Here is a 4,667-nt window from a genome sequence, read left to right on the forward strand (position 1 = left end):
GACAGACGAGATCACGGCCTGGCAGAACCGGCCCGTCGACGACGTCTATCCGATCATGTATGTGGATGCGATCCGGATCCGGGTCAAGGACCGTGGGGTCGTCACCATGAAGGCGGCGCACCTGGTCGTGGGCGTCGACTCTACCTGGGAATCCGGAATATCTAGACCAGGCGCGGAGGTGAGAACGGGACCGGCACCCAGGGTTGGAAGCAGGCGCTGAACGCGATGGTGATCCTGTTCCCGGGCAGGCTCCCACTTCACTAATCGAAGAGAAAATCACACCGTAAAGACAATGCCCGCCCATCCTTACACGAAAATCTTGACAAGCCCCCTGGCTCGGGTCGTCGAGCTGGGCTTCTAGCCGACGCCCGGTCGGCGGCGGCCGATGTACCAGTCGAGGAGTTCCGGGCGGTCAATGGTCGCGGGGTCGGCGACAGCATCGATCGCGGCGCCTTGCAGCAGTCGCTTGATGGGGATTTCGAGTTTCTTTCCGGTCCGGGTGTGGGGGACGCCTGGAGCGTGGATGATCTCGTCTGGGAGGTGTCGGGGGGAGACGTTGTCGCGGATCGCCGCGCGGATGCGGGCGGTGAGTTCCTGATCGAGTTGTGCGCCGTCGGCAAGTTCCACGAACAGGGGCATCCAATACGTGCCGTCGGGTTGTTCGGCGCCGATGACGAGGGCCTCGATAATTTCGGGGAGTTGTTCGACGGCATGGTGGATGTCGGCGCTGCCCATCCGTACTCCGTTGCGGTTGAGGGTGGAGTCGGAGCGGCCGTGGACGATAATAGTGCCGCGGGAGGTGATGGTTATCCAGTCGCCGTGGCGCCACACGCCGGGATACACGTCGAAGTACGCGCCGTGATACCGCGACCCGTCGGCGTCGCCCCAGAAGGACAGCGGCATAGAGGGCATGGGACGGGTGACGACGAGCTCTCCTACTTCATCACGGACGGACCTGCCCTTCTCGTCCCAGGCGTCGAGGGCGACGCCCAGGCACGGGGCGGATATCTCCGCCGGCCAGACCGGCACGGTTCGGGCGCCGCCGGCAAAGCCGGTCACGACATCCGTCCCCCCGGTCGTCGAGGCGAACTGGACGTCGGATCCGACCTGTTGATGCGCCCACTGGTAGGCGGTGGCGGGCACGGTTGATCCGGTGGCGCCGAGCAGGCGCAGCCGGGTCAGGTCGTGTTCGGCGGCCGGGTGGACGCCGGCCTTCTGGCAGGCCTGCACGTGTGCCGGACTGGTACCCAGCACCGTCACGCGGTGGCGCGCGGCCAATTCCCACAATGCGTCCGGGCCGGGGTAGGTGGGATTGCCGTCGTAGCAGACGATGGTGGACCCGACGAGCAGCCCGGCAACCTGGAAGTTCCACATCATCCAGCTGGGCGATGTGTACCAGAAGTAGGTGTCTTCGGGACCGAGATCCAGGTGCAGCGCGGCGGATTTCAGGTGCTCGAGCAGCACGCCGCCGTGGCCGTGGACGATGCCTTTGGGCCGGCCTGTGGTGCCGGATGAGAACAGTACCCATAGCGGCTGGTCGAACGGGACCGGTGTCGGCTTCAAAGGGTGGTTCCCGGCGCTGGCGGTCGCCCAGCTCGCGACCTGCTCCGAAAGGCTGTGGGCGAGGCCGAGGCGGGGAATGACAATCGTGTGACGCAAGGTGGGCAGGCTGCCGCGGAGCACGTCGACCTCCGCGCGGCGGTCGTGATCCTTGCCGCCGTAGCGGTAGCCGTCCGCGGTGACGAGTACGACGGGATCGAGTTGCCCGAGCCGGGCGGCCACGGCTGCCGCGGCGTAGTCCTGTCCGCAGACCGACCAGATCGCACCGATGCTGGCGGTGGCCAGGAAGGCGATCACAGTCTCGGCCACGTGGGGTAGGTAGCCGACGACCCGATCTCCCGGCTGGACACCCATCCCGCGCAATGTGGCCGCGACAGCGGCGACCTGGCGCAGCAGCTCAGCCCAGCTGCACTCGCGGACACCGATCCCGCCTGGCTCGCTGTGGTCGATCAGCGCCGGCCGGTCCGCTCGGGCGTGGCGCAGGATCTGGTTGACGTAGTTCAACTGCGCGCCGGGAAACCATTGAGCGCCGGGCATCCGCGTGTTGGTGAGGACCGGTGTGGGCGCCTGAGCGTGCTCGACGTCGAAGTAGTCCCACACCGCGGCCCAGAAAGTCTCCGTGTTCTCCACTGACCAGGCCCACAACCGGTGGTAGTCCCCGCCGACGTCGACCCCGCGCTCGCGGCTGAGCCAGGTCGTGAACTGGGTGATGCGCGCCTGTTCGATGGTCCGCGGAGTGGGTTTCCACACCGCCTGGAAATCGTCGTGCATACGGGACTCCTGGGTGAGTCGGAAGCCGAGGCGTCGGGTCTACACGGCGAGTCGGTATTGCCGCGGGGTGACGCCGAGGTGGCGTTTGAAGACCCGGGTGAGATGGGACTGGTCGCAGAAGCCGCAGTCCAGTGCGATGTCGCGAATCGGCATTCGGGAACGGCTGAGCAGGCGCTGGGCGTGTTCGATGCGCTGCTGGAGGAGGAACTCGTGCGGGCTGCACCCATGAGCGACGCGGAACTGGCGGGCGAAATGGTAGGGGCTCAGCGCCACGCAGGCCGCCAGCTCTGCCAGCGAAATGCTCTCACTGATGTGTGCGGCGATGTAGTCCCGCACCGCGCAGAGCTGGTGACGCGTCAGCCCTCCGTCGGCGGACAGGCCGCGGAAGGTGACGTCGGCGTGCCTACGGATGAGGTGCACGATGAGCTGCGCCGACAGTGATTCCACCAGCAGGCGGCTGCCGAGGCCACCGGCGGCGGCCTCGGCGGCGATGAGCATCGCGGTCCGGTGGATGGCGGGGTCGTTGGCCTTGAGCACGTCGCGGAGTTCGACGTCGCCGATGTCGCGGTCGAAGACCTGGCCGCACACCGACGACACCGCCTGCTGAGTCAGGTACAGGTGCACGACCTCGATGGGTTCGGGCCAGCGCCAGTGCGACTCGGACGCCCGAGTCAGGAGCGACACGTCTCCGGGGGCGAGGTCCTCGTGGGACCAGCGTGAGTCGAAGCGGCGGTGCATCGCGGTGGCGCCGCACCGGTAGGCGACGATCATGTAGTCCCGCATCGGCGGGACGGGCACGTCCGATCCGGCGTATTTGTAGCCGCGGACCGAGATCCCGTCCCAGCCAGCCTCCGGGCTCTGCACGGTGAGCGTGCCGGGAACCCACAGGGGCAGCTGGCTGGGGACGATCAGGCCGGTCGTCATGGGGCTGCGTCCTCTCGCCAGGCCGCGCACGACAGGACGGGGACGCGGTCCCGTTACGCAGACTTCACCAACGGATGGTAAAGCGGCGACCATATGCGGTCGACGGTCGCCGTGCCCACAGAGCACGAATCTTCAAGGAATCCAGGCGTCGCGTGCAACATCGGCCTGATCCATCGGTTCGTCCAACGAGCCCCGCACGAATGTTCAACCATTTCACGCGGACTCGGGACAGTGTTTCGCCTCACGCAGGGGCCCGCTCAGATGACTCCGGCGCCACTCGTGGGATGGGAGACAGACCGTGACCACGCATCGTCAAGAGCACGAATCTGGCGAGAGCAACTGGATCGCGTTGGATGCCGGCGGCACGATGACCGACGCCGTGATCGTCAGCGCTGAGGGCGACTTCCTGGTGGGCAAGCACCTCACGAACAAGCAGGACGAGTCGATCAGCTTTATCGGCTCGATCGCCGACGCGGCGAAGACGGCCCGCCAGACGCTGCCCGACGTGCTGCCGCACAGCGAGGTGATCGTCTACGCCGGCACGATCATGCTCAACACCCTGCTGAGCAAGACGGGCGCCAACGTCGGGTTGCTGCTTACGCAGGGCTTCGAGGACTACCTGCTGATGGAGAAGGCAGAGGGCGGCTGGTTGGGCTACCCCTACTCCGACAGGCTGCACACCGTCACCCACCATCACTACGACCCGGTGATTCCCCGAACCCGTACCCGGGGCGCGCAGGAACGCGTGGACCTGTTTGGCCAGGTGGCGATCCCGCTGAACGAGGAGCACGTCCGGCAGGCCACCCGCGAGCTGGTCGCGGCCGGCGCCGAGTCGATCGCTGTGATGTTCCTGTTCTCGCACATGAACAACGCCCACGAGGTGCGAGCCGGAGAGATCATCGGCGAGGAGGCGCCCGGCCTGCCGGTGGTGCTGTCGTCGGCCATGGCGCCCACGCACAAGGAGTACACCCGGCTGGCCAGCGTCGTCGCCCAGGCCTACGCCGCCGAGCGGGCCCGCACGCACTTCGCCAAGGTCGAGACCGAGGCGCGTGAGAGCGGGTTCGCCAAGGAGGTCTCGACGCTGCTGGGCCACGGTGGCACCGTGCCGGTCAGCACCCCACGGCTGTATGAGTCCTACGTGTCCGGGCCGGTCGGTGGCGTGCTCGGCGGGCACTACATCGGCGAGATCCTCGGCTCGGGCAACGTGGTCTGCTGCGACGTCGGCGGCACCAGCTTCGACGTCGGCATCGTCCGCGACGGGACGATCCCGATCACCCGCGAACCGACGCTGCTGAGCTTCCGCACCAACCTGCCGATGATCCAGACCGAATCCATCGGCGCGGGTATGGGTTCCGAGCTCGGTATCCACCCGCTGACCGGCAAACTGACCGTCGGGCCGCGCAGCGCGGGCT

The 4,667-nt window shown here is 67.2% G+C and carries 4 protein-coding genes; 2 read left to right on the top strand and 2 right to left on the bottom strand.

Going from position 1 to position 4,667, the window contains the following annotated elements; translation table 11 throughout:
- Nucleotides 1-220 (top strand): transposase (locus tag MJ777_RS23200; RefSeq protein ID WP_370652763.1); only part of this gene is annotated, 220 nt, incomplete at its 5' end.
- Between the two features lie 137 nt (nt 221-357).
- On the opposite strand, the gene MJ777_RS18080 is transcribed toward MJ777_RS23200, so the two are convergent.
- Nucleotides 358-2,331 (bottom strand): acetoacetate--CoA ligase, encoded by a 1,974-nt coding sequence (locus MJ777_RS18080; protein WP_239377247.1) that lies wholly within the window; start codon nt 2,329-2,331, stop codon nt 358-360.
- Nucleotides 2,332-2,370: 39 nt separating this feature from the next.
- Nucleotides 2,371-3,255, bottom strand: coding sequence for a helix-turn-helix domain-containing protein (locus MJ777_RS18085; RefSeq protein ID WP_239377248.1), 885 nt, complete (start codon nt 3,253-3,255; stop codon nt 2,371-2,373).
- 298 nt (nt 3,256-3,553) lie between these two features.
- Here MJ777_RS18085 and MJ777_RS18090 point away from each other — a divergent pair.
- On the top strand, nt 3,554-4,667 hold a 1,114-nt coding region (locus MJ777_RS18090; RefSeq protein ID WP_239377249.1), incomplete at its 3' end, for a hydantoinase/oxoprolinase family protein.

It is taken from the genome of Protofrankia sp. Cj5, assembly GCF_917627405.1.
Lineage (GTDB): Bacteria > Actinomycetota > Actinomycetes > Frankiales > Frankiaceae > Protofrankia.